The organism is Sporomusa malonica (assembly GCF_900176355.1).
Lineage (GTDB): Bacteria > Bacillota > Negativicutes > Sporomusales > Sporomusaceae > Sporomusa > Sporomusa malonica.
Window position 1 is genome coordinate 1 of sequence record NZ_FWXI01000006.1, and the last position, 624, is coordinate 624.

At 41.0% G+C, this 624-nt stretch carries 1 protein-coding gene and 1 pseudogene; one reads left to right on the forward strand and one right to left on the reverse strand.

Features of this window, described 5'->3' with window-relative positions; translation table 11 throughout:
• Nucleotides 1-256: pseudogene (locus B9A22_RS08120) on the forward strand (AAA family ATPase); the annotation flags it as partial.
• A gap of 156 nt (nt 257-412) precedes the next feature.
• On the opposite strand, the gene B9A22_RS08125 reads toward B9A22_RS08120, so the two are convergent.
• Nucleotides 413-624 (reverse strand): tetratricopeptide repeat protein (locus B9A22_RS08125; protein ID WP_139796216.1); only part of this gene is annotated, 212 nt, incomplete at its 5' end.

A 624-nucleotide genomic window follows, 5' to 3' on the forward strand; every position in this document is an offset into this window, starting at 1 on the left:
CGACATTCAGTGCAGACTGCCACACTTCGATCGCTCGCAGGTTGGGGAGTATATGAAAAAGCACCTGGCTTATGCAGGTGCCGATCGGGATATCTTTTCGGATGGGGCTATTGATGAAATTTACCGTTTCTCAAGCGGAGCCGCCCGTCTTGTCAACAAGGCATGTACACATTGCCTACTCTATGGTTCGCAAAACGGACGCAGGATTATTGACGACCATATGGTTAAACTGGTGATTCAGGGAGAACTAGTTTAATTGGCAGTTTCATTTGCTGCCGGGACTGTTGGTCAGCATTTCCGGCAGCATTTGGACAACTAACACAGTCTATTTCTGGACACTATGCGCCAGCAACAACAGTATTACTTGATACTTCCTCGTCAGATGGAGGGATAGGCTTACTTTTATTAAAAATTAGATTGTTCCACCAAGTTTTCGAATAAGTTGTTTTGTTGTTTCAATAAAACTATCACCAGGAGTAGCATATTGAAGAAATAATTTAAAATTAGATATTGCTTCTTGATTGCTTCCTAGTTTTGCAAGAGCAAAACCGCGTGCATAATAAGCATATGAATATTGCGGATTTAATTGAATAGCTTGATTGTAATCTGCTATAGCTAAATCAT